This window comes from Streptomyces sp. NPDC018610 (assembly GCF_044391765.1).
Lineage (GTDB): Bacteria > Actinomycetota > Actinomycetes > Streptomycetales > Streptomycetaceae > Streptomyces.
On record NZ_JBISAL010000011.1, the window covers coordinates 348,920 to 375,483 of the forward strand.

General features: G+C 66.8%; 26 protein-coding genes and 1 tRNA gene. 23 read left to right on the forward strand and 4 right to left on the reverse strand.

Annotated elements, in window-relative coordinates; all coding sequences use genetic code 11:
- Positions 1-670: 670 nt before the first annotated feature.
- Positions 671-1,087 (forward strand): hypothetical protein, encoded by a 417-nt coding sequence (locus ACH5A8_RS27990; RefSeq protein ID WP_399006482.1) that lies wholly within the window; start codon positions 671-673, stop codon positions 1,085-1,087.
- Positions 1,088-1,335: 248 nt separating this feature from the next.
- Here ACH5A8_RS27990 and ACH5A8_RS27995 read toward each other — a convergent pair whose 3' ends face one another.
- Positions 1,336-2,694 (reverse strand): hypothetical protein, encoded by a 1,359-nt coding sequence (locus tag ACH5A8_RS27995; protein ID WP_399006484.1) that lies wholly within the window; start codon positions 2,692-2,694, stop codon positions 1,336-1,338.
- Between the two features lie 41 nt (positions 2,695-2,735).
- Complete coding sequence (locus tag ACH5A8_RS28000) at positions 2,736-4,616, reverse strand: N-6 DNA methylase (protein WP_399006486.1); 1,881 nt, start codon at positions 4,614-4,616, stop codon at positions 2,736-2,738.
- Between the two features lie 648 nt (positions 4,617-5,264).
- On the opposite strand from ACH5A8_RS28000, the gene ACH5A8_RS28005 reads away from it, so the two are divergent.
- On the forward strand, positions 5,265-6,500 hold the full coding sequence (locus ACH5A8_RS28005) for a PIN domain-containing protein (RefSeq protein ID WP_399006488.1): 1,236 nt from the start codon (positions 5,265-5,267) through the stop codon (positions 6,498-6,500).
- Positions 6,501-7,988: 1,488 nt separating this feature from the next.
- Here ACH5A8_RS28005 and ACH5A8_RS28010 read toward each other — a convergent pair.
- Entirely contained in the window at positions 7,989-9,083 is a 1,095-nt protein-coding gene (locus ACH5A8_RS28010; RefSeq protein ID WP_399006490.1) for a DUF1152 domain-containing protein, read from the reverse strand.
- 81 nt (positions 9,084-9,164) lie between these two features.
- On the opposite strand from ACH5A8_RS28010, the gene ACH5A8_RS28015 reads away from it, so the two are divergent.
- The 16 genes from ACH5A8_RS28015 to ACH5A8_RS28090 all read left to right on the forward strand — a co-directional run bounded on the left by ACH5A8_RS28015 (position 9,165) and on the right by ACH5A8_RS28090 (position 19,655).
- A complete protein-coding gene (locus tag ACH5A8_RS28015) occupies positions 9,165-9,905 on the forward strand; it encodes a GntR family transcriptional regulator (RefSeq protein WP_399006492.1) in 741 nt (246 codons plus the stop codon).
- Positions 9,906-10,181: 276 nt separating this feature from the next.
- The gene (locus ACH5A8_RS28020) at positions 10,182-10,619 is read left to right on the forward strand and encodes an ATP-binding protein (RefSeq protein ID WP_399006494.1); all 438 of its coding nucleotides are present in this window, start codon (positions 10,182-10,184) and stop codon (positions 10,617-10,619) included.
- A gap of 92 nt (positions 10,620-10,711) precedes the next feature.
- Positions 10,712-11,440 (forward strand): GntR family transcriptional regulator, encoded by a 729-nt coding sequence (locus ACH5A8_RS28025; protein WP_399006496.1) that lies wholly within the window; start codon positions 10,712-10,714, stop codon positions 11,438-11,440.
- A gap of 127 nt (positions 11,441-11,567) precedes the next feature.
- Complete coding sequence (locus ACH5A8_RS28030; RefSeq protein WP_399006498.1) at positions 11,568-11,918, forward strand: hypothetical protein; 351 nt, start codon at positions 11,568-11,570, stop codon at positions 11,916-11,918.
- 5 nt (positions 11,919-11,923) lie between these two features.
- Positions 11,924-13,303, forward strand: a complete 1,380-nt coding sequence (locus ACH5A8_RS28035; RefSeq protein ID WP_399006500.1) for an FtsK/SpoIIIE domain-containing protein — start codon at positions 11,924-11,926, stop codon at positions 13,301-13,303.
- An 85-nt stretch (positions 13,304-13,388) separates the two neighbouring features.
- A complete protein-coding gene (locus ACH5A8_RS28040; RefSeq protein WP_399006502.1) occupies positions 13,389-13,595 on the forward strand; it encodes a hypothetical protein in 207 nt (68 codons plus the stop codon).
- Positions 13,595-14,224 (forward strand): DUF2637 domain-containing protein, encoded by a 630-nt coding sequence (locus ACH5A8_RS28045; protein WP_399006504.1) that lies wholly within the window; start codon positions 13,595-13,597, stop codon positions 14,222-14,224. The genes ACH5A8_RS28040 and ACH5A8_RS28045 overlap by 1 nt, the downstream gene beginning before the upstream one ends.
- Before the next feature lie 18 nt (positions 14,225-14,242).
- Positions 14,243-14,443, forward strand: coding sequence for a hypothetical protein (locus ACH5A8_RS28050; RefSeq protein ID WP_399006506.1), 201 nt, complete (start codon positions 14,243-14,245; stop codon positions 14,441-14,443).
- Positions 14,443-14,634 (forward strand): mobile element transfer protein, encoded by a 192-nt coding sequence (locus ACH5A8_RS28055; RefSeq protein ID WP_399006508.1) that lies wholly within the window; start codon positions 14,443-14,445, stop codon positions 14,632-14,634. The genes ACH5A8_RS28050 and ACH5A8_RS28055 overlap by 1 nt, the downstream gene beginning before the upstream one ends.
- Positions 14,635-14,650: 16 nt before the next feature.
- Positions 14,651-14,845: a hypothetical protein gene (locus ACH5A8_RS28060; RefSeq protein WP_399006510.1), complete on the forward strand. Its 195-nt coding sequence runs from the start codon at positions 14,651-14,653 to the stop codon at positions 14,843-14,845.
- A gap of 14 nt (positions 14,846-14,859) precedes the next feature.
- Positions 14,860-15,108, forward strand: coding sequence for a SpdD protein (locus ACH5A8_RS28065; RefSeq protein ID WP_399006512.1), 249 nt, complete (start codon positions 14,860-14,862; stop codon positions 15,106-15,108).
- Positions 15,109-15,238: 130 nt separating this feature from the next.
- Entirely contained in the window at positions 15,239-16,558 is a 1,320-nt protein-coding gene (locus tag ACH5A8_RS28070; RefSeq protein ID WP_399006513.1) for a replication initiator, read from the forward strand.
- Complete coding sequence (locus ACH5A8_RS28075) at positions 16,534-16,728, forward strand: AlpA family transcriptional regulator (protein ID WP_285563476.1); 195 nt, start codon at positions 16,534-16,536, stop codon at positions 16,726-16,728. The genes ACH5A8_RS28070 and ACH5A8_RS28075 overlap by 25 nt, the downstream gene beginning before the upstream one ends.
- The gene (locus tag ACH5A8_RS28080; protein WP_399006516.1) at positions 16,725-18,098 is read left to right on the forward strand and encodes a tyrosine-type recombinase/integrase; all 1,374 of its coding nucleotides are present in this window, start codon (positions 16,725-16,727) and stop codon (positions 18,096-18,098) included. Before ACH5A8_RS28075 ends, ACH5A8_RS28080 begins: the two co-directional genes overlap by 4 nt.
- Before the next feature lie 188 nt (positions 18,099-18,286).
- Positions 18,287-19,141, forward strand: a complete 855-nt coding sequence (locus ACH5A8_RS28085) for a nuclease-related domain-containing protein (protein WP_399006517.1) — start codon at positions 18,287-18,289, stop codon at positions 19,139-19,141.
- 226 nt (positions 19,142-19,367) lie between these two features.
- Positions 19,368-19,655: a hypothetical protein gene (locus tag ACH5A8_RS28090; protein WP_399006519.1), complete on the forward strand. Its 288-nt coding sequence runs from the start codon at positions 19,368-19,370 to the stop codon at positions 19,653-19,655.
- A gap of 256 nt (positions 19,656-19,911) precedes the next feature.
- Here ACH5A8_RS28090 and ACH5A8_RS28095 read toward each other — a convergent pair.
- Positions 19,912-19,983: transfer RNA gene (locus ACH5A8_RS28095), tRNA-Arg, on the reverse strand.
- A gap of 190 nt (positions 19,984-20,173) precedes the next feature.
- Here ACH5A8_RS28095 and ACH5A8_RS28100 point away from each other — a divergent pair.
- From ACH5A8_RS28100 to thrC, 5 genes are all read left to right on the forward strand, one after another.
- A complete protein-coding gene (locus ACH5A8_RS28100; RefSeq protein WP_399006521.1) occupies positions 20,174-20,689 on the forward strand; it encodes a response regulator in 516 nt (171 codons plus the stop codon).
- A 224-nt stretch (positions 20,690-20,913) separates the two neighbouring features.
- Positions 20,914-22,059, forward strand: a complete 1,146-nt coding sequence (gene nrtL / locus ACH5A8_RS28105) for an ArgS-related anticodon-binding protein NrtL (RefSeq protein ID WP_399006523.1) — start codon at positions 20,914-20,916, stop codon at positions 22,057-22,059.
- A 24-nt stretch (positions 22,060-22,083) separates the two neighbouring features.
- Complete coding sequence (gene lysA, locus ACH5A8_RS28110) at positions 22,084-23,475, forward strand: diaminopimelate decarboxylase (RefSeq protein WP_399006525.1); 1,392 nt, start codon at positions 22,084-22,086, stop codon at positions 23,473-23,475.
- A 227-nt stretch (positions 23,476-23,702) separates the two neighbouring features.
- Complete coding sequence (locus ACH5A8_RS28115) at positions 23,703-24,995, forward strand: homoserine dehydrogenase (protein WP_399006527.1); 1,293 nt, start codon at positions 23,703-23,705, stop codon at positions 24,993-24,995.
- Between the two features lie 6 nt (positions 24,996-25,001).
- Positions 25,002-26,060 (forward strand): threonine synthase, encoded by a 1,059-nt coding sequence (thrC, locus tag ACH5A8_RS28120; RefSeq protein ID WP_399006529.1) that lies wholly within the window; start codon positions 25,002-25,004, stop codon positions 26,058-26,060.
- Positions 26,061-26,564: the final 504 nt, after the last annotated feature.

Below are 26,564 nucleotides of genomic sequence, written 5' to 3' on the forward strand. Positions count from 1 at the left end.
CCCAATCTACGCCGTGAAACGATCGAAGTTCCACGTAGATCAGAGCGTAGGTAAGTCTCTAGCTGCCACCAGCGTGAGTACAAGGCAAGGGTCTCCTCTGGCATTCCACTTGTTGCATACAGTGCCTGATCGATGGCTGCTTTTGTGCCTAGAGAAAAGCGCTGCCACATGCTGCGGGCCCGCATCTGCCTTCATCCCCCTCGCTCTGGTGTTGAACCGTGGCGAGGTAAGCCGTCCGTCTGCACGTTGCGCCGAGGTTTTTAGGGAGAGGCGGCTTGGATGCGTGGCAGACAGACGTGAGTCCGTCGCTGATCGCCCGACCCCTCTATCGCAGGGCTATCGCGATCAGCGTGGACCAACGACAAAGAGCGAGACCCAGTGAAACTGGTTCCCGCTCTTCATGCTTGGCATCTGCGCTGGTCAACCGCATCATTGTGCTGGTTGAGGCGAAGTGCCCCCGGCAGGATTCGAACCTGCGCACACGGCTCCGGAGGCCGTTCGGCTACCGGGCAACGCTGCTGGTGAGGAGGCTGTGGAGGCTCAGTGGGGCGAGATCAGTCCACAGATGGTCCACGGAGCCTACCTCTACCCCTGTCCGCCGCTCCCCTTGCACTTCAAGCTGCCAGTCTGCCAGACTCCAAAGTTCAAAGCTTGAAGTAGGAGGCCGTCCATGTCTAATCGATCTATCGAGATCGACGACGACGTTTTCGCGTTCTTGCAGCGTCACAGCGAGCCCCTGGTGGACACACCGAACACCGTGCTCCGCCGTCTGCTTCTGAGCGACGAGGACTTGTCCACCGGAAAGACTGCTGTCCGCAGGGCTGGCGATTTGTTGCCCATCATCGAAGCCGGCCTGGCTGCCCCCGGAGATAAGCTGCGGCACCACCAACCCCGACGCCAGCAGACCCACGAGGCTACGATCACTGCTGACGGCTGGGTGGAACTGCCGGACGGTCGAGCGTTCCAAAAGCCGTCGCCGGCGTTGAAGGCGCAGACCGGCAGTGAAATCAACGGTTGGGGCAAGTACATCCACGTCCCAAGCGGGCGTGTCCTCCAAGAACTTCGTGAGCAGGTCCGTCACATTTGAGCGGCCCGGCGCCTTCCGCCCGGTCTAGTAGGGGGTAGCTGGCGGCGTTGACAGAACCATCAACGCCGCCGGGAGTTGTCGAACGCGCAACCCACAAAGCAAATAAATTGATCAATAGTCCCGCATGGGCTTACGCCATGACTAAGGGAGGGTTTGATCAGGGACTTGACTTGCCCTTCAGGGTGACGAAGGAATGGGGTCAAGTCGACATCATTTTGTGGGTTTCGGCGTAGCCTCTGGCCTAGCACCTATTCAGCCGGGTTCGGTTCTTCCGGTCCGCTGATCGGCGTAGCTGACGGCATCCCCAGCATGTTCTCAAGAGACATCACTCCACTCGCCCAAACAGCGTCGAGATTTCGCGCGTGTGCTTCCACGGACCTGAAAGCTTGAGAAATTTCTGCGACGCTCTCTTTCGGCGGGATCAGTAGCCGCGCCAGTTCCACTGTGTTGTAAGACCTGAAACGTACACCGGTCCCACTTCGCAGGATCTGTTCATGCGCCCCCTTGGACAGGAGGTAGGCGGCGACAAACCGTGCCTCATCGATGGAGGGAAGTGAAAGTACGTGAAAACCGCTTGAAGCAATACTTTCGGACTCTGCTTCGGAGACTAGAGCTACACGCTTCAGGCTTTCAACCAATGATGGTGCAAGAACGTGCCCTGGGTGGCAGCGCCACTTAGCTCGAGATGGCGTCTGCCAGACACGTTGAGTCGTCGCCTTGTTGATACGCCCGGAACCCTCCTGTACCGATGAGAGTGCAACGTATTCGACGAGCCGGCTGTCAGTGTCCTTCTCTCTATCCCAAACCCAAGACTTCTGGTTGATGTAGGAGATGTCGCCTAGGCTTCGCCATCCCTGCCTTATCGCTTCGTCACGTGCTTTTGCTTGGCTCGGCCGATGATGCTCTGGGTCCATCCTGCGCCGCAGATCTTCCATTGCATTGAACGTGTAGAAGAGGTGGCGCTGAGAGTTCCGAACGAACGGATCGGAAGTTTCGATGAGCTCCGCCAGCTCGCTCTTGGCTCTATCGTATTCCTTACGAGCCTTAACGAGGGAGTCATAGTTGTTTTGAAGCGTAGCCAGTTGGCTGGAGGATAGATGGGGAATGGGGAGCGTCTTTAGGCGCTCCACAGTCAGGTGTGCTTGAACCTGACGCGAGGCGCCGCGGAGGAGTAGCGAGCGTCCCACAGAACTTGCGAGGTAGAAGAGTAGAAGGCTCAGGTCCTCATGGGCCCGAGGCTTGAGCGCCATTACGTCACGGGAGAGCGCCAGGAGATCCGTGGAATCGACGGCACCCACGTTACCGACGGATCCACCCTTAGTGACGAGTGCCAGAGGGCCGTTAATCGCCGTCAGGCCGTCTGTGCTGACAGCGACGTCGTAAGGAAGGTAGACAAGATCTGAGTCATCCAGCGACCCATCACGCACGTCACCGACACGAACGAACGGCACACCAGAATCTGTATACCGTTCCACCAGACCTTCGTAAAAGGCACTGGCATGGATGGTGGCACGAGTGGAGAGATGTGAAAAATCTAGCCGCTGAGCGTTGTCTGTTAGCCACTGATCGCTTGACAGAGCAGAGGGCGAGTAGTATGCGGGATCCATGCGATCGGCAGGATCAATACCTGAAGCGATAGATGTAAACACTAGAAGGGCAGCCCTTCGCTCACCTTGAAGCGTTCGAATTCCTTGAGAAGCTGAGGAATTTCAGTATCGATCATGGGCCTGCCGCTTCCATCCCTTAGGACGTCTCCCTCTTCACCGCGCAAAAAGAGTAGAGGGGCGGTCTTTTTGATCAGGTCGTAGCCAATCCGATCCAGCTCCGCCATGAACACTCGGTCTTCGTTGGAGTCGTCTTGCTTTTCCTTCTTGATCCCAAAAATCACTGAGGTCTTCGGGTTCACTCCGGACTGCCGGAACGTGCCGTCGGGCAGGGAAACGACAGCAAAGATCTGGAGATGATCGACGATGTAGTCGCGAACATAACGAAGACTGGTGTTGGTCAAGATTCCATCAGGAAGGACCAAGGCCAAGCGTCCGCCGGGGTGGAGTAGCTGAACGCACCTTTCGATGAAAAGGATCTCCGGGGTTTGTCCGCCTGGGCGCAACTTAGAAGAAGGCACGAAGCGATCCCCTTGCTTCGTCCAGTTTCGCCCGAGCAGGTACTCGGAAAGCTTCTCTTTACTTGTAATCTTGCCCTTTGTGCCGAACGGTGGGTTCGTTACGACTACGTCGAAGAGGCCGTCTCGAATTTCACCTGCACCTGAAGATAGAGCTTGAGTGTTGAGTCGACTACTTGGCAGCAGTGAGTCTGCGTTGACGATTCCCGTGTGGCCATCGTCATAGAGGACCATGTACATCTTAGCGACTTTGGCCAAGTCAGGGTTGAAGTCGATCCCGCGCAGGTAAGTGCGCGCATACCTCAGTCCTGCATCCCGACGTTCCCCCTCCGTCATGTCGGGACGTGCAGTCGTTATCCTCGACATGACGTGCCGCAGAGCTTCTACCAAGAAGCCACCGGATCCGCAGGCCGGGTCGATGATGAACTCGTCATCTCGCGGATTAAGCATCTTGATGCACATCTGCAGGATCGGAGCCGGCGTGAAGAACTCGCCGCGGTCTCCACGTTGGTAAGCCCCAACAAAGGTTTGGAAAGCAACGCCCTTGATATCGGCTTCTGTGCGCGTCAGCGAAATCTTTTGAAGTGCTGATACGGCGTATGCCAGGCAGTCGTCGTTGAGGCGAATCTCCTCCGAGCTGTCGAAAACATCCCGGTATTCGTTCTTGACGCGAGAAAACAGCTTAGCGATACGAGCAATGAAGGACGTATTTTTACCCTCGATCAGATTCGTGAGCTCATCGTCCGTGATGGAAAAGTCGCATTCAGCCTTCGCCGACTTCTCATCGGCCAGCTTAAGGAAGAGCAGCTTGAGGATCTCTTTGAAGGTGGCGTCTTTCAGGAGCCCCTGGTTTGCGAAGATGTAATTGTGGACACTTTCGAAGATCGACCGGAGTTCCGTTGCAGGCTCAAGGTCAGATTTCTTGTAGCGTCCTACCTCTGCAAGCGTCTGGCCGTATTTCGGAATGTCTGGGATGCGTCGGAAGTAAGGGGCTTCTGTGTGTGAGCTGAAGCACTTGGTGCTCGTTCCATTGAACCAGACTCCGAATGGCGCCTTAGTCGGGCTCATATAAGAAGTTAGCTGGTCGACGCCGTCCTTGGAATCTTGGCGCTTATTTTCTACAACAATGTAGAGATTGCTCTGCTCGTGTACATCTGAGTGAAAAATTGCGATATCGGCTGGGCCGATCAGCTTCGACCCTTTCCGGATCTCGAATTCCGTGCGCATGTGGCGCTTCGGGTACCCGTACTCCTCGACGAGGCGCCTCAGGTGTACTTGGCGGACTCGCTCCTCGGGTCGATCAAGTACCGGTTCGCCCGTCAGGTAGTCTTCAAGATATCCCGGCTTGGAGACGACGACATCAGCGCCAATGCCTGCTTCCGCCGCGGCGCTCGCCTTGTTGGCCATCAGCCAACCTCCCAGGGTCGGTGCTAGTCGATGAGGGGCTAGTGCATCTTAGCTGGCGCAGGGGTTCGCCTAGGTGCTGATGCTGCAGGCAGAGGTTGCGGTCGGTGGAGCGGCTTTGGGCTGGAGTTTCAATGACCGAGTCAAGGCTGCAGTCGCCCTCCACCCGTGAGGACGCACCTCCTCCACCCGTGAGGACGCACCTCGTCCCGGAGATCGTCTGTGCCTCAGCCGACGAAAGTCAGCCACGACGGCGGGCACGCCGACCGGTCAGGTGCGCGTGTGTCTCGCTACAGCCCCACCGGCCTCAGCCACGCTGCCGGCTTTGTGGCCATGCTCAAGCCGTCTGCGTGATGGGCGGGGTGGGCACGGCGCGACCGCTTCGTCCCGATGCAACTTGGGCGAAGGCTTGACCTAGGTCGGTGGGGCCGTCGCTGCTCTTGGTGGAGCCCCGCCCTGGCGGCCGCCTCGACCTGCTCATCTATGACCAGGCGGGTGCGGTTGTCGCTGGGTCTCACGTGCCGGCGGAGTTGGGCAATTATGCGACGGCGGGGAGAAGGACGGGGGCGTGATCGAAATACCGTGACGACATCTCAGCGGTCCTGGCAGGCTTGTCCTCCACTAAAGATCACACAAGCCGGGGGGGCAGCCTTGATCATCCTGGACACCAGCATCTTGTTCCGCACGACGCTCAGGCACGCGAACGCTGACCTCATCAGAACGATCCGCGCGGCAGGGGTTGAGGAGGTGGCGGTCCCCTGGACGGTGATGGAGGAACTCGCCGCCCAAAAGGCCATCGCTTACCGGGACAAGCACGCCGCCGCGAGAGCGGCCCTCGACGCGTTGCAGGGGGACACTCCGTGGCGGCTGCCGCAGAACCTGCCGTCACTGGACCTGGAGCGTGTACGCGAGCACTGGCGGAAGGAGTTCGCGGAACTGGTGGTCGTGCTGCCCGTGAGCGAAGGCGTCCTACAGGAGTCCCTGTTCAGAGAGGCGAACGCTCTGGCTCCGTGCAAGCGCGTGTCCGTCAAGGGCCAGGACAAGCCCGAAAAGGTGGGGGCTCGGGACGTCTCCATCTGGCTGACGGCGGTGGAGTACGCCCGCAACCACGTAGACGAGACGGTCTATTTCGTCAGCCGAAACACCACCGACTTCGGAGATGGCAGCCCCGGCTCCTACCAGTACCCGATGGACCGGGACGTCCGGGACCTCGGCGATCGGTTCGTGCACTACACGTCACTGGATGACGTCGTGAAGAAGTTCACCGACGAGACCGAGGTCAACGAGGACGGGCTGCGCGCAATCCTCGTCGACAACCAGACGCTCATCGCCCACGAAGCATGGGAGGACATGCGATTCCTCCCGAGCACCGGCGATCCGATGGCAGCCAACTTCATGTTGTGCACGGTGCACCCGGGCTTGGAACTGAGCGGGGAGCCAGTCGGGGACGGCGGCCGGACCGTGTCCCTGGGCTGGCTCATGCAGCCGGATGCCAAGCTGGAGTCCGTGAAGGACGTCAGCGCCTACAGGATCGGTGATCACGTATGGTGTACGGCCACGACCCGGTGGTTGCTGAGCGGTACAGCGGCCCTGGCGCAGATGCAGGTAAGCCGCGCGGTGACGGCCTGGGAAGTCAGGGTGTTGTTGAACACGACGAACCCCTCATCACCCCTGTACATCCTCCGCACTGATCAGCCGCAGGCCGTTTCCCAGGAAGAGGCGTCCATGCTGAGCGGCCCGGGTTGGGGGAAGATCTGGTCGAACCCGTCTAGCGCCGGGCAGTTCGAGCGCGGTTCGCTCGCCGACGTGCTTAGCAAGCTGGCACTCTCGCTGACGGCGAATTGGCCCACCCGCGCTCCGGCAACGCTCGAGTCGCCCGCCGAGTAGTAGCCGGCTGGCGCGAGGCGTCGCCTACCTCGACAGGCGGCGCTCAGTCATGCGGCGGTCCTACTATCACGGTGAACTGCGTACCTCAGGGAAGAAAGAAAAGGGGATATATGGCGGGTCGGCGAGGGCCTGAGGTAACCGGAAGCGTTAAACGGCTCCTATGGCGTCTAGCGTTGGGCATGTGTCAAATGTGTCGGCAAGAGCTGGATCCCGGGGTTCAAGGGTCAAATCCTACCGCCCAAATAGCACATATCGTTGCGCTAAGCGATAGTGGGCCGCGGGCTGAACCGAAGATGCCCTTGTATCAGCGAAATGCGGCTGAAAATTTGCTGCAACTATGTCCAAACTGTCATGATCTTATTGATAAGGATGAAACGAAATTCGATATTGATAGGTTGCGTCAGATCAAGGCATCCCAAGAGACCTGGGCTGCTGGTATCAGGCAAGCGGGGCGGAGCTGGCATGCACGCTTTCGCACCGTCGACTACGTTAACCTTCCGCGGATCCCCTTACTTCCTGGTGGACATGCCATCTATGAGGCGGCCGCGCGAGTTGGCCTCGACGGCTGCCACGGTTTCCACACTCAAGGCATGCGTATTGGCATGTTCCTGGCTCAGGTTCAAGCAATATTCGAGAGCTGGCATGCCAACGCCTGGCCCATCGGGGAGCTTGGACAAGACGATTTCAAGCGGGAAACTCTCGTCTCCTTCAACCATCCGATGCGAGGCCGAAACACGCCAACCCTTCCGCCTCAGCCACTCATCGGAATTCCCAACCGAGATCCGTACCTCCACTGTAAGCGCGAGAGCCTGACCTTCCGGATCCGATTCGACCCAGCGTGGCTTACAACTGCTACAGCGACATCTGATCTATACCTGTCCCGACGTAGTCCAGTGACATACTCAGGACTCGGTAGGGTCGTTCAGGTGGTTGACGAGGAAGTCTGGATTTCGGCTCTCCTCTTTGGTCAGCCCAGAACCCGGGCTGATGAAGATTGGGACGTCGCCGTAGCGAACCATGTGAGCACTGGAGAAAGGCTCACATGGCATGGCGATGAAGATTTGCCCTTTTGACTTTGCTCGAACCGCATCACTCAGCCAGAACAAGCGAACGGTGCTCCCGGGCGCCGAATCAAACGGATCATAGGGGAGCCTGCCGGCACTAATATCCGCGTTCATCTGAATGAGTCGCTGGATGATGTCCGCATCAGTGAGGGCGCCGCTATCCCATCCGTATGCCGCGAAGATCGCCTTGTCTAGGTGCTCGTGCAGTGTGCGGATCTTCCTATGTGCGCCGGAGGGAGTTGGTCTGTGTCACGCGCTCTGGCGTGGGCGAACCGTCCACTGCTCGCCCCCCGGGGGCCTGAGCGCGGCACGGGCGCCGGCCGGGCTGGAGCGGGGCGGAGACAGGAGCGCAGGCCCGGCCGGGGGCCGGGCCGCGCGCGGTGAGCGGAGCGAGCCGCCTTGAACCCGTAAAGAAGGTTGTAACTCAGTCGGCGGCAGGGATGCGCCACAAGGGCGCCGCGTACTGTTCTGGGCAGCTCCTGATGAGGAGTTGGCGCAGCTCACCGCGGTGAGAGCCGCTGAGGTTCAGGGCCTCGGTGATGTGGCGGAAGGTCGTGTGGGTGACTCCGCGGGCTCGGGCCTCACGCTGGAACTGGTCGAGCCGGGACAGCACGTCGTCAGGGTCGAGCTTCGTCGGTGGCTGCTCGGTGAGCCATGCCGCCTTGTTGCGCTCGTAGTCGATTTCTGAGAAGCCGCAGATCTCGCGACTGTACGCCTCGGTCTCGTCCAGGGTGGCCGTCGTCATGATGGCGCGGGCCAGGGTGTTGCGGCTGATGGCGTCGTCCAAGTCGACTTCGTGGACCGTAGGCCCCTCGTCAGTGAGGGGTACGGCGAAGCCGGCGTCCCGGATCTCGCAGATGCCGCGGGCTCCCCGGGCCGTCGCAGCGAGCATCGCTGTGGCCTCGGAGGGGTGCCACTCCAGGACGCTGCCGACCGACTCCACGTCCTGTGCTGTGAAGCTGTGGACGAGGGGCCCGAAGAGGGGGCGCAAGTCGTCGGGCGGGACTTCACCGTCCAGTCCCGGGCCTGCGACCAGCAAGCGGATCGGGGCGTTGACCTGGCAGCAGGCGGCGAGTGTGAGGGCGTCGGCGAGCGGGCTCTTGAGCGTGGGCTCGTCGCCGTGGGCGAGGATGTCGCCGCCCACGTCCAGCAGATCGATCGACGCGGGGGCCAGGTGGTCGATCAGCTCTTCGAGCTGGCGTGTGATGCCCTCGGCGCCGTGGTGCGGGTCGAGCAGGGCGACGTTGTGCGGGAGCTCTGCCGCGAGTCGGGGGAGTGTGGAGCCTGCCGGTGCGATCGGCTCGGCCGTGGTCGGCACCGACCAGACGGAGCGAGTGACCGGCTCGAGCCCCGTGAAGTTGTCCGCTCCTCGCGGGCCCGGGATCGGGTCGATCAGGAGACGGTCCCAGGCATAGGTGAGGATCACCGCCTGGTCGTCGTCGCCGTACAGGGCGGCGTGAAGCATTGCGGCGGCGACTGCGTCGCCACCTCCTCCTGCTGCGACGATCAACCGCGTCATGTGCTCAACATTACGGGTTGGGGGCCTAGCCACTCACCCTATAGTGGCCAGAGGCCATAGCCACTTGGACGAGGAGGGCACATGCCGCAGATCGAGGAGGCTCAACCGAAGTATCTCCAGATCGCCCACTACATCCGCGATCAGATCCTTCGAGGCGACCTACGGGCAGGGGACGAAGTTCCCTCGGAACGGCAGCTGGCTGCCGACTGGAAGGTGTCCCGGCCTACGGCGGCCCGGTCGCTGGAGGCGTTGAGCCATCAGGGGCTCGTCGAGAAGCGCCAGGGCTCGGGTACCTACGTGCGCAGTCTCGAAGTGAACCGGCGAGCACGGGAGTTGTACGGCCGCGCTCGCCAGACCGGGAAGATCTACACCCCCGGCGAGTACGCGGTCATCACGTCCGCCGGCTGGCTGGACGCGCCCGATCACGTCGCCGAGGCCCTGGGGCTGACGAGGGACCGTCGGGCGGTGCATCGCCGACGGGTGACCAACAATCAGGGCGGTCCGATCACCCTGTCCACTTCCTGGTTCGCGCCTGACGTCGGTCAGCGTGCGCCCAGGCTCATGGAGCCTGAGCGCATCCAGGAGGGGACCCTGATGTATGTCGAGACGATGACAGGGCGCAAGGGCAGTTACGCCGAGGACCGTATGTGCGCCCGGGGCGCCACCGATGAGGAGGCCTCGGACCTGCAACTGGACGCTGGGTCGGCCGTGTTGGTCGTCCATCACGTGGTCTATGACCTTCAGGACCGGCCGCTGGAGTTCGCCGAGGCCACTTACCCGCCGCGCCGCTGGGCGTTCGAGCAGGGGTACCCCCTCACCTGATTGCAGGTCACTTCGCGCGAACGGCTTGCGCGGTCAAAGTGGCTAATGCCACCATCCAGTAAGTGGCTAAGGCCACTGAGGAGAAGGGGGCACGGCGTGACGAGTCAGCGGCCGGATCAGGGCACGCGCTTAGCTTGCCGGGGATGCCGGGGGCGCGGCTGGAAACGCGTCGGTTCGCGCACGGAGGTGGCTCTGGCCACGGCCGATGACCGGACTCGTGCCACATCGAAACGGCGCTGCCTCGACTGCGACGGCAGCGGCAAGGAGTGAGCACGGATGACCTACATGATCGACCTCTACCCCTGCGAGGACTCGCCGCGGCTCGGGGCGATGACCTTGCAGCCGACGCCGGAGTCCGTACCCAGGGCCCGGCGCTGGTTCCGCAAGTTCATCGCCCCGTACAACCCGCTCTGCTCGGTCGACGACTGCACGCTGATGATCTCGGAGCTGGTGACCAACGCGCTCTGCTACGGACGGTCGGACGAGGAGTGGCTCGTACGGGTGGAGTGGTTCCGGGAGGGAACTTCGCTGCGGGTGGAAGTGCACAACCCCGGATTTCCGGCGAATGTGCGTCTCCGCCGGCCGGACGCGGACGACGCGCATGGGCGCGGTCTGCTCCTGGTCGACTCCATCGCCGAGTCCTGGCACTCCGGACCGAGCCGCTTCGGGGGAACGGTCGTCTCCTTCGTGATGGCCGATGCCTGGCCTTCATGAGCCCACCCTGCCCCCCTTCTACTGCCGCACGGGCATAGTCGCTAGTCTGGTTGACTGGTTGACTTGGCCATTCTCGACAGGCGGCGGCGTTCATGGCGTATGAAGTGGAGGCACCCAAGTACGTGCGCCTCGCGCAGACGATCCAACGTCGCATCGAGGACGGCACGTACGCGCCTGGCGCGCGGGTTCCCAGTGAGAACCAGTTGGTGCAGGCGTTCGGGATGTCGCGCCCCACGGTCGTGCGAGCGCTGGAGCTGCTGAAGCGGGACGGCTGGCTGGAGTCCCGGCAGGGGTACGGGACGATCGTGCGCGGACGTCCCGCGGTCGTCGAGAGCAAGGATCGGCGCGGGCTCGACGCCCTGACGCGTGACGAGTCGCAGACCCATGGGCGCCTGGTCGATGTCGGGGAAGTGGCGGTCCCGCCGCGTGTGGCCTCAGCTCTCGGGCTGCCCAAAAGCGCCAAGGTGCTCCGTCGGCGGCTCCTGGTCGAGGAGGGTGGCGAAGTGGTCGAGCTGGTCTCGTCGTACTTCCCCGCCGGCCTGGTCGACGGCACCGATCTGGCAAGCGGTGACGCGTTGGCATCCGGTGTGCGCGAGCACCTGGAGACGCGTAAGAAGGTTCGCTTCGACCATGTCACGGAGCGGGTGTCCGCCAGACTGCCCGACGCTGCCGAAGCTGGGTTGCTGGGACTCCCGGACGGCGTCCCCGTCCTGAGCGTTCTTGTCATCGCCTGCGATGCATCCGGCCAGGCACTCCAGGTTTCTGACGTGCTCCTGCCTGCCGATGGGCAGGAACTGGAAGACACCTACCGCTTGAACTGAGCTGCCCTGACGTCCCCTCAACTCGCCCTCGCAACTAGCTTGACAAGTCAACTTGGCATCCCTAACTTCGGACTTGCTAAGTCAACTTGTCAGGTGACAGTTGATCGACTCAGAAGGAGACATCTCTGTGCGTGTGATCCGCGTTGACGCCTCGACCGCCACGATCCTGCTGACCGAAGCGCCGGCACCGAAGGTGCGTGACCGGCAGACCGGTGAGATCGCCAAGGATGCCGTGAGTGGTGAGGCCCTGATGACCGTCGGCGTCGTCTACATCGACGAGGGCGAGTCGTCGCTGATCCAGGTCACCGTCCCCGAGAGCGGGGTATCGGAAGGACTGACCGTCGGCGCTCCGGTCGCCCTGCCGGGGTTGGTGGCCCGGCCTTGGGAAAGCGTGTTCAACGGGCAGCAGCGGCACGGCATCGCCTACCGGGCCACTGCCGTTGCCCCCGGTGCCTTCCCGATGACTCAGGCGGGCTGATCGCCGTGACGGACCTGGGGACGGTGGCCGAGCTGGGTGGGTCGCTCGCCGCGATAGGCGGTGCGGCCTACGTCCGGCACGCTCACCCCGCGGCGTACTGGTCCACGGTCGGGCTGCCGCTGTCGGTGGCCCGCCTGCTGGCCTCGTACTCCTCGACCATGGACGCCTGCGGCCTGACCGTCGAGCCGCCGCGCTGGCGTGCCCTGGCCGTCCGGGCCACCACCCGGCGGGAGGTCCGGCCGGTCCCGCCCCGCCGGGGGCTCATCCGGCCCACCTCGACCGGCCTGCGCATGCGGCTGCGGCTGGCTCCCGGGCAGGAGCCGGCGGACGTGGCGGCCTCGGCCGAACGGCTTCGGCACGCCTGGGGCGTCCACGCCGTGCACGTCCGGGACATCAAGCCCGGAGTCGTCGAACTGCGGCTCGTCGGCTTCGACGTCCTACGGAAGGTGCGGATGCCCCGCGGCCGTACGGGCCCGGGACTGCTCCAAGTGCCGGTGGCACTGCGGGAGGACGCGACTCCGTACGTCCGCGACTACCGCGCCGTACCGCATGAACTGGTCCTCGGCGCCACGCTCTCGGGCAAGTCCATGTACCTGCGGAACCTGCTCGCCGGACTGGCCACTCAGCCGGTCGTCCTGGTCGGCATCGACTGCAAGCGCGGTGTCGAACTGGCGCCGTTCGCGGCCCGGCTGTCGGCGCTGGCGACCGACCCTGACCAGGCGGCGGAGCTGCTGCCGGTGCTCGTGAAGGAAATGGAGGACCGATACGACCTGATCAAGGCCCGGCAGGGCATCGCTCCCGGCACCCCGGACGAACTGATCACTTCCGACGTCTGGGGACTGCCGGACACCGACCGCCCGGCGCCCATCGTGCTGTTCGTCGACGAGGTGGCAGAACTCTTCCTCGTCGCCACGCGGAAGGAAGAGGAACGGCGCGACGAGATGGTGACCCACCTCATCCGTCTCGCCCAACTCGGCCGCGCGGCCGGCATCTACCTGGAGGTCTGCGGACAGCGCTTCGGCGCCGAGCTGGGCAAGGGCGCGACCATGCTCCGCGCACAGCTCACCGGCCGCGTCTGCCACCGGGTCAACGATGAGGCGTCGGCCAAGATGGCACTCGGGGACATCTCGCCGGAAGCCGTCTGGGCCGCGTGCTCGATCGCCTCCGAGCGGCCCGGCCTGGCCGTCGTCGGCGACACCTCGGGCGGCTGGTCCCGCATCCGCACCCCGAACCTCTCCCTCGCCGACGCCGCGGCCACCTGCCGTGCTGCGGCCCACTGCGCCCCCGACGTACCGGCCCTCTCGCCCTTCCGGCCCTCCACACCGCCCGTGGCGCCCGTGAAGTCCGCCGAAACACCGCGCTGCCCTCAGCCGGTCACCGAGTAACGACGACACCTCCACCTCCACGGCAGGCGCGGCCGTCACGCGCCAAGTCCTTACCCCGTCATGCCCAACGGAAGGAAGCACCGTCATGTGCCCTGACTGCGAGGACTTCACCCGAACCGTCTTCTTGCTGGGCCAACTCGCCCTCTACGCCGACACGTCGAGCGCTGACGAGAAGTTCGTCGATGCCGTGGCTCCGTCCCTGGCCGTGTCCCTTCCAGAGCCGCCACCCGGCGTCTTCCTGTCCGGCTACGACCCCGACGGCGGCCCGGACTACCCCGGCGAGTCGTCCTGATGGCTCGGCCCGCTCTCCGCGCGGACGCGGTCCTGGTCCAAGCCGTCATCGCCGGAGCCCTGTCCTTCGCCCACCTGCACGACCTCGCCGCCGCTGCGGGACAGTCCGGGTGGAAGGCGTGGGCCTACCCCGTCTCCGTCGACCTGCTCCTCGTTGCTGCCTGGCATCGGCTCCGTTCCGGTGGATCGAAGCCGGCCGCCTGGTGCTGGTTCGTCGTCTCCCTGACCGCGTCGCTCGGTGCGAACGTCGCGACCGCCGGCCTCCTCGACCTGGGCGACGTACCGGCCTGGCTGCGCATCCTCGTCGCCGGATGGCCCGCGGTCGCCTTCCTCGGCGGAACCCTGCTCGCTCACGGCACACGCGCACAGGCCCCCATGCCGTCACCGGAACCGGTCCCGGCGGACAACAGCGCTCCCGGGGCTTCAGACCCGGCTCCCGAGCTGTCCACGGCCTCCGTTCCCGCGTCCGTTCCCGCGCCCGTTCCCCCTGCACTCGTCGCTCTCGCTCGCAAGGTGGCCGACGAACACCGGGCCCGGACCGGGACAGCCATCGACACCTCGACCCTGCGGGCCCGCCTCGGTGTCCCGCTGCCGCTCGCCGAAGCCATCACCGCCCACCACCTCACCTGACCCGGAGGACATCCCACCGTGCGTCCGTCCACGCTCCGCGCGCTCAACCGCGCAGCCGAGCTGACCCGTCAGAACCGCCTCACCGAAGCCATGCTCATCGCCGAACCCGTGATCCTCACCGCCGACGAGTACGAGGGCGAGGAGATCCGGCGGTGGCTGCTCGACCACGTCGCCGACTTCACCGGCGAGAACCACCAGGACGTCAAGGAGCTGCCCTGATGCCCGCGAACCCGCGCTTTCGCCGCGTCGTCCGCATCGGCCCCGTGCAGGTCGCCACGTACTACGACGGCCGGGGCCGCGAGAAGCACACCGCGGCCTGCACCGCTCCGCGCTGTGGCTTCGCCGCCGAGTACGACAGCCGGGCCGCCGCCGAGCTGGCCGCCCGTACCCACCGCTGCCGCGTCCGCTGATTCCCCGGGAGCTCCCGTGACCGTCTCACTGCCGCTCGTCCTGGTCCTGGGCCTCATCGCCTGGGGCGCGGTCAAGTTCCTCGGCGTCCGCGTCTGGCTCGTCGTCGTGATCGCCCTGTTCGGCTTCCTGCTCTCGAAGACCTTCCTCGCGCCGGCCATCGACTCCGGCACCCGCTCCGGCGTCGACGTCGTCAACGGCACCCACCACTGACAAGGAGATACGCCGTGCTCCGCCCCAAGCTGCCCGACATCCCGACCCTGCCCACGTCGAACACCGTCAGCACCCAGCACAGCCACGCCCCGGCGCCCTCGGCCGGCCGCACCCTCGCCCCGTGGGTGGGCGCGGTCGCCGCGGTGGTCGTCGTAGGCGTCGTGCTCACCGCGCTCCTGGCGGCGGTCGCCGTCTCGGCCGTGTCCCTGGCCATCGCCGCTGTGGCGCTGCGCTCCCTCGTCAGCGGCGCGCGCAAGCGCTGACCGGCCGCCGGGGCGGCAACAAGCCGCCAAGCATCCCGCCGCCCCGGGGCCGTCCCTCCCACTGCCGAAACAGCTGAAAGGAACTCCCATCATCACCCGGCAGACTCCGCCACCGCTGGCGGAACTCTCCATGCTGGCCTCGCTGGGTACCTTGCCCGAGCTGGCCCACCAACTGTCCGGCCTGGGCGGCTGCACCCGCCCTGTACGCCTCGACGGCCACCGCACGGAATACGAGATCGACACCACGACCGGCGAGATCGGCCGCACCCTGCATCACCTGGACTCCGCCGCCCTCCCTGCGGGCCAGCTCCTCGTCCGCTGCAACAACCGCCGGGCCACCCGGTGCGCGGCGTGCGCCGAGACCTACCGACGCGACACCTTCCACCTGATCACCGCCGGCCTGCGCGGCGGCAAGGGCACTCCGGAACGGGTCGCCACCCACCCGCGCGTCTTCGCCACCTTCACCGCCCCCAGCTTCGGACCGGTCCACAACCGACCCTCCAGCGGACGCCCCTGCCGCTGCGGCATCCGCCATGACGACCAGGACCCTGCGCTGGGCACGCCACTCAACCCGGACGCCTACGACTACGAGGCGGCCGTGCTCTGGAACGCGCACGCCGGTGCCCTCTGGCAGCGCTTCTCGATCTACCTCCGCCGGGAGGTCGCAAAGCGTGCCGGCCTGACCCAACGGGCCTTCCGTGACCATGCGCGCGTCTCCTTCGCGAAGGTGGCCGAGTACCAGAAGCGCGGCGCCGTCCATTTCCACGCGGTCATCCGCCTCGACGGTCCGGAGGGCGGAGAGACGGAACCCCCGGCCTGGGCGGCGGCCGAGCTGCTGACCGACGCCATCCGCGCTGCCGCCGCTGCCGCCCGGGTCGACGGCCCGGTGGTCGACGGCCGGTCGCACGTCTTCGTCTTCGGCCGCCAACTCGACGTCCGCCCGATCCGCTCGGCCGACTTCGGCGACGGCCAGGACCTGACCGAACGGGCCGTGGCGTCGTACGTCGCCAAGTACGCCACCAAAGGCGCCGAGACGGCGACCGGCACTCTTGACCGGCCGCTGCGCTTCCTCGCTGAGCTGGCGCAAGCGCGGATCACCGAACACGCCCGGCGCATGATCCGCACCGCCTGGACCCTGGGCGCACGCCCCGAACTGGCAGACCTCCGTCTGCGGGCCTGGGCCCACATGCTCGGCTTCCGCGGCCACTTCTCCACCAAGTCCCGCCGCTACTCCACGACCCTCGGCGCCCTCCGCGACGCGCGCGCCGACTGGCGCCGAGCCCAAGCGGCTCCGCCCGTCCCGCAGGACGGCGAAACCACGCTCGTCCTCGCGCACTGGGTCTTCGCCGGTACCGGCCTGTCCCGCGCCGAAGCCTGGCTCGCCGCATCCCTCGAACCCGCTCCCGGAACGGAAGGAGAGCCGACATGGACGCCCGCCGCGACGAACTGATGACTGTGCGCCAAGTCCTGGACGAGCTGGGCGGCGTTTCTCGACGGACGTTCTACCGCTGGCGCGAGCTGGGACAGGGGCCGGCCGCATTCAAGCTCCCCAACGGCGAGCTACGGGTCTGGCGCAGTGATTTCACCTCGTGGCTCCGGCAATTGGAGGAGGCGGCATGAAGTCTCTCGACGTCAAGGTCTGGAGCGTACGCAAGCGGGACACCAAGACGCCCTCGTACGGCGTCCGCTGGTCCGTCGCGGGCAACGTCTTCTCTGACTCGTTCCGTACCAAGGCGCTCGCTGATCACTACCGAGCGAAGCTCATGAGTGCGATGCGGGGCGGCGAAGAGTTCGACACGGAGACTGGTCTTCCGGCCTCGATGGAAGAGAAGAAGTCGCCGTTGTCCTGGTACGGCTTCGCCCTCAGGTATCTCGCAATGAAGTGGCCGCACGCTGCACCCAATACGCGAGACGGAATCAACGAATCTCTGACCAGCGTGACCATGGAACTGCTGGCGGAGCGCGCAGGGCGACCATCCGACGAGGAGATCCGTAAGGCACTACGCAACTGGGCCTTCGTGCTGCCAGGGCCCGACGACCGGGAAGTCCCGGACGACGTCCGGAACGTTCTGCACTGGGTGGCGAAGGCTTCCCGGCCGCTCGCGGACCTCGCTGAACCGGCAACGGCTCGTGCGGTGCTCGACGGGCTGAAGCTCAAGCTCGACGGCACCGCGGCAGCTGCCGAGACCGTGCGGCGGAAGCGGCGGACCCTCGTCAACGCTGCGAACTACGCGGTCGACCTGGGGGAGCTGCGGGAGAATCCGATCACCGCTGTTCGCTGGCAGAAGCCCAAGGTCTCGAACCAGGTCGACCCGCGCGTTGTGGCCAACCCGGAGCAGGCACGCAATCTCCTGGCGGCAGTGTGCTACGTGGGCGGATACCGGCGTGCTCGCGGCCGGCGTCTCGTCGGGCTGTTCGCGGCGATGTACTTCGGTGGCCTCCGGCCCGCTGAGGCGGTCGGCCTGGTCGAGACTGACCTTGCCCTCCCTGAGCAGGGCTGGGGATCGGCGCTGCTCCACCGGACCCGTCCTTCGGTCGGCAAGCAGTGGACGGACTCGGGGGAGACCCACGACGACCGCGGGCTCAAGAATCGACCGGCTGAAGACGTTCGGCGTGTGCCTATCCCGCCCCAGCTCGTCGCCGTGCTGCGCGGGCACCTGGCCACTTTCGGCACGGCGGAGGACGGTCGGCTCTTCTTCAGCGAGAAGGGCTCGGTCGTCCCGTCCTCGACCTACTACCGCGTGTGGCAGGAGGCTCGGCTCCTGGCGCTTCCGCCGGCTGTCGCGGCCTCGCCGCTCGCGAGTAGGCCATACGACCTCCGGCACTCGGCGCTGTCGACGTGGCTCAATGCGGGAGTGGATCCCACCGAGGTTGCTGAGCGCGCCGGCAACAGCGTCGAAGTCCTGCTGACCCGCTACGCGAAGTGCCTCGACGGTCGGCAGGACGTCGCCAACCGTCGCATCGAGGACCTGCTCCGCGAGTACGAGTGAGACAACCTGCACTCACACTGAGGCCTCGGGCATGCCGCCTGGGGCCTCCCTCGTTTTGTGCCCTACCTGCGCCGATGCCTCGTTCGGAAAGGGCGGCTGAGTCGAGCGGCGTACCCGGCGGTCTTGTGGCCTCGTCTCGCTTGCTGCTGGCATGTCGGCAACGTCAACGCGGGAGCACAGGGGGCCTTGTGGAACTGCACGTCACGCGCTGGAAGCGGTACGGGCGTGATCGTCTGTACGCCAACCTGCCTGATGGCACCGCGGTCGGTTGGGCGGACGTCACGACGGGGGACATCACGGTTTTGCGGGCCGAGTGTCGTGACGACGTGATCGCCGTGCTCGCGAAGCACTTACAGAACCTCATCGAGCCTGCCCCTCCGGGGAGGGCGTCGGAGGTTCGGGCGCGTCCGGTGCTGCCGCCTCTGACGCCGGGTGACGACCTGGCCGTCAACCCTCCGGGGTGGGCCTTACGCGACCTGCTCGACGAATCCGGCCCGCGGCTGATGGAGCGAGTCGTCTCACGGCTTCTGCGGCGCCCCTCGGAATGGGACTCCTGGCGAAAGGGATTGGCGGGGGAGCGGCGAGTGGGAGCCGAGTTGAACCGGTTGGGGCGCCACGGATGGCGCGTCCTGCACTCCATCCCCTTGGCCAACAAAGTGGATATCGATCACTTACTGATCGGGCCTGGTGGAGTGTTCAGCATCAATACGAAGCATCACGACAAGCGGGCCGTATGGGTCGGGGACGATTCCGTGAAAGTCGATCACGGGAAACCGGCGCCCTACGCACGCAAGAGCCGGGCGGAGGCCAAGCGGGTCGCCCGAGTGCTTGAGCGTTACTGTGACTTTCCGGTACCGGTGGAGCCGGTGCTGGTCTTCGTAGGTGTCACCGAACTGAAGGTGGCCGCTACGCAGCTCGATGTCCGGGTGTACCAGGAGCGCCAGATATCGGCCCTCGGTCCGCTCTCAGGCCTTCTCACGGCCGACCAGGTGGAGCACGTGTACAGCGTTGCTCGCCATCGTCAGGCTTGGAGCCACGCCTGATGTGGTGGTCTCGGCCAGGACCTCTCGTTTGGAAGACGCCGGGCTCGCGGGCCTTGGTGACGCACCTCGTGACGTTGGCCCCCTGGTCCCTCCGCCGACGATCCGGCGGGCCCCCTGCCTGCTCCCGCAACGCGCCCTGCGGTATTTCAACTCCTGGTCGCCGGAGATAGCTTGAGAGGGACAGCGGCTAGCGGGCGATGTCTTAGTGCTAAGGGGTGAGCAACGAATGAAGAGCGCGAAGCTGGTGGCGCTGACTGGTTTGGCGGGTGCGGTTGTGGTCTCGGGACTGGCGGCACTGATGAAAAACGATCTGGTGAAGAGCCCGCTGTTCAAGGATGCAGCGCAGAAGCAGCAGGGCGAGACAAGGAGGCAGGAGGAAGAGCAGCAGGGCGAGATAAGGAGGCAGGAGGAAGAGGAGGCGCGGCGTCGGCGTGCCATCAAGCGAAAGGACGACTACTTCAGGAAGCAGCGCGAGGAGGCGGCCCGCCAGGCCCGCAGCAACAACCACGACTAGGTGTCGGTAGTCCTCGAGGGAGCCCGATGGAGCCCTGGTGGCGTGATGACGTGTATCAAAGCGGCGGCACCTGGCGCCGGTGCCGGCCTCGCCTTTTCCCGGACCTCACCTGCAGCGATGCTCCAAGATCCCGTCCACGCCTCGTCCACGGACCTCGACATACGCCCGCTCTGCGCCGCACACGACTGCACATACACAAAGACCCCGCACTCAGCGTTTCCGCTGGTCACGGGGTCTTTAGGCACCTCCTTCGAGGTGCCCCCGGCAGGATTCGAACCTGCGCACACGGCTCCGGAGGCCGTTGCTCTATCCCCTGAGCTACGGGGGCGTGTCGGGTGCGTTCCTCGCGCCCGGCGACGAGTAGAACACTACCAGCTCCGGTGGGGTGGTCATGAACGTTTTCCCCGGGTGGCCCGTGTGCGAGGGGCCGGCGGCGCCCCGTGTCCCCCTCGGAGGGGCGGCCTCCTCCCCGCACCGCCGCCGGCGTCCACCCGCGAAGCCCCCGTCCCTCGGACGGGGTGGAAGTAGGGAAAACACGGACGCGGTGGCCGGTCTGGACCTACTCTCGAGTTGTGTCCGGCGCTTCGGGACGGGTGCTTGTTGTGGACGACAACAAGGTCATCCGGCAGCTGATCAGGGTCAACCTCGAGCTTGAGGGTCTCGAGGTCGTGACCGCGGCCGATGGTGCCGAGTGTCTTGATGTGGTGCATCAGGTGCGGCCCGATGTCGTCACCCTCGATGTCGTCATGCCTCGGCTGGACGGGCTCTCGACCGCCGCGCAGTTGCGTGCCGATCCGCGCACCCGTGATCTTCCCCTCGCCATCGTCAGCGCCTGCAGTGAACTCGAGGTCGAGGCGGGGGTGGAGGTCGGGGTCGACGCCTTTCTCGCCAAGCCCTTCGAGCCCGCGGACCTCGTGCGGACCGTGCTGCGGTTGGTCCAGGGGCGGGGGCGGCAGGCCGGGACCTCGGGGGACGGCGGGTTCGGGCATGGGCCCGGAGGGGCCGGGTGGCGGGCCGGGCGGCCCGGTGGTTGAGCCCACCCGTTGAGCGTTCTCGTTGAGCACGACGATTGATCGTTCGAGGGTCGGGGGGATGGGTGCGCGGTGTCTTCCTGGGACCTTCTCCGCGCTTCCGAGGGCCCTTTGGCGCCCTTGCCGCGTCGTTCCGATCTTGCGTATTGGTATCCGGGCGTCCACATCCCGATACCGCGGCCAAATGAACTCGCCTACCCACCCCCCTCCTCCCCTACGCTTGTCCCGTGACCCCCGTCGAGCTCTCCCGCACCGTGCTGCACGCGGTGCGTCGCGCTGTCGACGTGGGGGAGCTGAGCGTGGCTCTGCCGGAGCGGGTCGTCGTGACTCCGCCCGGGGCCGGCGGGTGCGGTGACTACGCCACCAACGTCGCCCTCCAGCTCGCCCGGCCCGCCGGTCAGCCCGCCCTGCGCGTCGCCGACCTGCTGCGCGCCCACCTCATCGGTCTCGACGGCATCCGTGACGTCGCCGTCACCGGGCCCGGGTTCCTCAACATCAGTCTCCGCGAGGCGGACGCCGACGCCGGAGCCCAACGTCTCGTCGAGGACATCCTGCGCCGTGGGGAGCGGTATGGGCACGGCGGCTCCGGTGTCTCCCATGGCGTGCAGCACCTTCGCTGCCCCCGCGAACCCCGCGCGCTCGTCCACGCCGATGTCGTCGCGCGGCTGCTGCGGGCGGTACGGCCCGCCACCGTCGTTCGGATCAGCTGCGTCGGCTCGCCCCCGCCACAGTGGGAAGAGTTCCTCGAAGGTCCAGCCGGCGTCGGCAGCGGTGAGGCCGGCGGTCTCCATGTTCCCGGCGGCTCCCTCGGCGACCTCCCTGGCGACGTCGTCGACCCCGTCGACTCCGTCGCCCCCGTCGACATCCGCCCCGTTCCCGTCCCCGCCTCCGCCGAAGGCGACCTCCTCGCCCTCGGTCGCGACGCCGCCCGTTGGGCCCTGCTGCATCCCGCGCCCCACGACCGGCCGCGCATCGGCCGTGAGCACCTCGTCCAGCGGGAGAGCAACCCTCTCTTCCGCGTCCGGTACGCCCACGCCCGCACCCGGGCGCTGCTGCGCAACGCCGCCGATCTGGGCTTCGGGCCCGAACCCGGCCCCACCGACGGGCCGGCCGCGCGTGCGCTGCTCGCCGTTCTCGCCGATCATCCCCGCGTCCTCGGCCGGGCCGCCGAGCACCGTGCGCCCGACCGTCTCGCCCGGCACCTCGTCGACGTCGCCGATGCCGCCCTCCCGTATCTCGCCACGGTCCTGCCGCTCGGCGAGGAGAAACCCTCGGCCGCCCACCGTGCCCGGCTCGCCCTCGCCGAAGCCGCCGGGACGGTGCTGGCCGGTGGCCTGTCCCTGCTCGGCGTCGACGCACCCGACCACCTCTGAGAGAGTCCAGAGAGACACACCGACATGAGCCGTTCCGCACATCCCGCCGGGCCCCGTCACGCCGATGTCCTGCCCGAGGGGCATTACGCCGCCCCGCCCGCCGACCTCAACACCCTCGACCCCAAGGTGTGGGCGCAGACCGTCGAGAGGGGCGCGGACGGTGTCGTGGCCGTCGGCGGAATTCCCGTCACCCGGCTCGCCGAGGAGTTCGGCACGCCGGCGTACGTCCTCGACGAGGCCGACTTCCGTGCCCGCGCCCGCGCCTGGCGCGGCGCCTTCGGGCACGACGCCGACGTCTTCTACGCCGGCAAGGCGTTCCTGTCCCGGGCCGTCGTCCGGTGGCTCGACGAGGAGGGGCTCAACCTCGACGTCTGCTCCGGCACGGAGCTGGCCACCGCGCTCTCGGCCGGGATGCCCGCCGACCGGATCGCCTTCCACGGCAACAACAAGTCCACCGCCGAGATCGAGCGCGCCGTCGGCGCCGGGGTCGGGCGGATCGTGCTCGACTCGTTCCAGGAGATCGTCCGCGTCGCCCACATCGCGCAGTCGCTCGGGAAGCGGCAGCGGGTGCAGATCCGCATCACCGTCGGCGTCGAGGCGCACACGCACGAGTTCATCGCCACCGCCCACGAGGACCAGAAGTTCGGGATCCCGCTCGCCGGGGGACAGGCCGCCGAGGCGGTGCGGCGGGCGCTCCGGCTGGACGGTCTGGAGCTGATCGGGATCCACTCCCACATCGGTTCGCAGATCTTCGACATGTCCGGGTTCGAGGTCGCCGCCCACCGTGTCGTGGGGCTGCTGAAGGACATCCGGGACGAGCACGGCGTCGAGCTGCCCGAGATCGACCTCGGCGGCGGGCTCGGGATCGCGTACACCAGCGCCGACGACCCGCGCGAGCCGCACGAGATCGCCAAGGCGCTCACCGAGATCGTCACGCGCGAGTGCGAGGCCGCCCGGCTGCGCACCCCCCGGATCTCCGTGGAGCCCGGGCGCGCGATCGTCGGGCCGACCGCCTTCACGCTCTACGAGGTCGGGACCGTCAAGCCGCTGGAAGGGCTGCGCACCTACGTCTCCGTCGACGGCGGCATGTCGGACAACATCCGCACCGCGCTCTACGACGCCGAGTACAGCGTCGCGCTCGTCTCCCGCGCCTCCGACGCCGAGCCCATGCTCGTCCGTGTCGTCGGCAAGCACTGCGAGAGCGGCGACATCGTCGTGAAGGACGCCTTCCTGCCCGCCGACCTCGCTCCCGGCGACCTCGTCGCCGTGCCCGCGACCGGCGCGTACTGCCGTTCCATGGCGAGCAACTACAACCACGCGCTGCGCCCGCCGGTCGTCGCCGTCACCGATGGCGAGGCCCGGGTCATCGTCCGGCGGGAGACGGAGGACGACCTCCTCCGCCTCGACGTCGGATGAGGGGCGCGGAAGGCGTGGACACGCCGGACGTGGACACGCCGGACGTGGACGCACAAGACGTGGACACGCAGGACGTGCACGCGCGAGACGTCGTGGCGCCGGAAGATCTTCGTCTTCCGGCCCGGCGAAAATGAAATAAACGTCTCACGATCCGGACAAATGACAGAAACTCCGGTCCGGTGCGTGAGACTGGTCGAACCGTAGACGGTATGAGGAAACGAGGTCGGATGATGCGTACGCGTCCGCTGAAGGTGGCGCTGCTGGGCTGTGGGGTCGTCGGCTCAGAGGTGGCGCGCATCATGACGACGCACGCCGACGATCTCGCCGCCCGGATCGGGGCCCCGGTGGAGCTCGCCGGGGTCGCCGTCCGCCGGCCCTCCAAGGTCCGCGAGGGCATCTCGCCCGACCTCGTCACCACCGACGCCACCGCCCTCGTCAAACGCGGCGACATCGACGTCGTCGTCGAGGTCATCGGCGGGATCGAGCCCGCCCGGACGCTCATCACCACCGCCTTCGAGCACGGCGCCTCCGTGGTCTCCGCCAACAAGGCGCTCCTCGCCCAGGACGGCGCCGCCCTGCACGCCGCCGCCGAGGAGCACGGCCGCGACCTGTACTACGAGGCCGCCGTCGCCGGCGCGATCCCGCTGATCCGGCCGCTGCGCGAGTCCCTCGCCGGCGACAAGGTCAACCGCGTGCTCGGCATCGTCAACGGCACGACCAACTTCATCCTCGACAAGATGGACTCGACGGGGGCCGGCTACCAGGAGGCCCTGGACGAGGCGACCGCCCTCGGATACGCCGAGGCCGACCCGACCGCCGACGTCGAGGCGTTCGACGCCGCCGCCAAGGCCGCCATCCTCGCCGGGATCGCCTTCCACACCCGCGTACGCCTCGACGACGTGTACCGCGAGGGCATGACCGAGGTCACCGCCGCCGACTTCGCCTCCGCCAAGGAGATGGGCTGCACCATCAAGCTGCTCGCCATCTGCGAGCGGGCCGCCGACGGCGCCTCCGTCACCGCGCGCGTGCACCCCGCGATGATCCCGCTCAGCCATCCCCTGGCCTCGGTGCGCGGCGCGTACAACGCCGTCTTCGTCGAGTCCGAGGCCGCCGGCCAGCTGATGTTCTACGGGCCCGGCGCCGGCGGCGCGCCCACCGCCTCCGCCGTCCTCGGCGACCTGGTCGCCGTCTGCCGCAACCGGCTCAGCAAAACCACCGGGCCCGGCGAGTCGGCGTACGCCGCACTGCCCGTCTCACCCATGGGCGACGTCGTCACGCGCTACCACATCAGCCTGGACGTCGCCGACAAACCGGGCGTCCTCGCCCAGGTCGCCACCGTGTTCGCCGAGCACGGCGTGTCCATCGACACAGTTCGCCAGCAGGGCAAGGACGGCGAGGCCTCCCTCGTCGTCGTCACCCACCGAGCGTCCGACGCCGCCCTCACCGGCACCGTCGAGGCGCTGCGCAGCCTCGACACCGTGCGGGGCGTCGCCAGCATCATGCGGGTTGAAGGAGAGTAACCAGCAATGACCCACCAGTGGCGCGGAATCATCGAGGAGTACCGGGACCGGCTGCCGGTGTCCGACAGCACGCCGGTCGTGACGCTCCGCGAGGGCGGTACGCCCCTCGTCCCCGCGCAGGTGCTCTCCGAGCGCACCGGCTGCGAGGTCCACCTCAAGGTCGAGGGCGCGAACCCGACCGGGTCCTTCAAGGACCGCGGCATGACGATGGCGATCAGCAAGGCGAAGGAGGAGGGCGCCAAGGCGGTCATCTGCGCCTCCACCGGCAACACCTCCGCCTCCGCCGCCGCCTACGCCGTACGGGCCCAGATGGTGTCCGCCGTGCTCGTGCCGCAGGGCAAGATCGCGCTCGGCAAGATGGGCCAGGCCCTCGTGCACGGCGCGAAGATCCTCCAGGTCGACGGCAACTTCGACGACTGCCTGACCCTCGCTCGCTCGCTCAGCGACAACTACCCCGTGGCGCTGGTCAATTCGGTCAACCCGGTGCGCATCGAGGGCCAGAAGACGGCCGCCTTCGAAATCGTCGACATGCTCGGCGACGCGCCCGACATACACGTCCTCCCGGTCGGCAACGCGGGCAACATCACCGCGTACTGGAAGGGCTATCGGGAGTACGCCGCCGACGGCATCGCCACGAAGACCCCCCGCATGTGGGGCTTCCAGGCCGCCGGCAGCGCCCCGATCGTGCGCGGCGAGGTCGTCAAGGACCCCTCGACCATCGCCACCGCCATCCGCATCGGCAACCCGGCCTCGTGGACGTACGCGCTCGCCGCGCGCGACGAGTCCGGCGGCGCCATCGACGAGGTGACGGACCGTGAGATCCTGCGCGCGTACCGGCTGTTGGCCGCGCAGGAGGGCGTCTTCGTGGAGCCCGCGTCGGCAGCGTCCGTCGCCGGCCTGCTGAAGGCCGCCGAGCAGGGCAAGGTCGACCCGGGCCAGCGGATCGTGTGCACCGTCACGGGCAACGGCCTCAAGGACCCCGACTGGGCCGTCGCCGGCGCCCCGCAGCCGGTCACCGTCCCGGTCGACGCGGCCACGGCGGCGGAACGGCTGGGACTGGCCTGACCCGGCCCGACGGCTCCGGGCGGCCCGCCCATCGGGCCCGCCACCCGGAGCCGTCGGCCCCGTGTCCGCCGCACGCGGCGGCAGGGCTCCGTCCGGCGCACTCGTGCGGACGGTGCGCGGTGCACTCCGTGCCGCCCGCCGAACCACGGTCCGCACCCACACCCCCGCACAACCGGCCCGCAGCCGCCGGACGGACGGGAGCGGGCCGTGGCGGTGCGTGCGCCGCGTGCTGCGGTCCCTCCTGACCTCGGCGCATGAGACTCAGGGCCGTATGTCCGTGTGCGGCGGGCTGCACGCACCACCACGGCCCCGACCCCTCACGCATCCCAGGCGCGACGGCGCCCGACCGAACCGCGCCGTGCACCCCCGCCACCCTCGCTGACCTCCCCTCCAGGGACGCCGTACGAGGGTGCACAGGGGGCATGCGACACGCATCGTGCGCCTCCCGTGCGCCCTATGTCGCCACAGAACCTTCCTTCGATAGGCTGTACTGGAACCCGCCCG